Origin of the sequence: Sphingomonas sp. 37zxx, assembly GCF_000786205.1 — a bacterium.
In the GTDB taxonomy this organism is placed as follows: domain Bacteria; phylum Pseudomonadota; class Alphaproteobacteria; order Sphingomonadales; family Sphingomonadaceae; genus Sphingomonas.
The window spans coordinates 1-385 of record NZ_JROH01000137.1 but is presented as its reverse complement, the minus strand read 5'-3'; the positions used below and the strand labels follow the sequence as shown (position 1 = coordinate 385).

Genomic DNA, 385 nt, shown 5'->3' with positions numbered 1-385 from the left:
AGAGGTGGTTCGGGGAATTTGAACAGCGGGGATAAGTGGATTGCCGATCTGAGAGCGGCCATGCTGGCCGCAAGGAGCAGGCAAGATGAGCAAGCGACCGCGTCGGAACCACAGCCCGGCGTTCAAGGCCAAAAGCCTGCCCCCGCGCAGGCGGGGGTGGCACTGGCTGCCGTAAAGGGCGAGAAGACGCTGGCCGAACTGGCACAGCAATATGACGTGCACCCGAACCTCATCAACCAGTGGCGGGCACGGCTGCTGGAGGGTGCGGCTGACGTGTTCGGGTCGGAGCCGGCCGCGGGTGAACCGGCAGTCGACGTCACGGTGCTGCACGCCAAGATCGGTGAACTGACGCTGGCGAATGATTTTTTGGCCGGTGCGCTCGGGA

1 pseudogene is annotated in these 385 nt (G+C 64.4%); it reads left to right on the top strand.

From position 1 onward, the window contains the following. Window positions 1-85 precede the first annotated feature (85 nt). Window positions 86-385, top strand: a pseudogene (locus tag QU44_RS17270) (transposase); the annotation flags it as partial.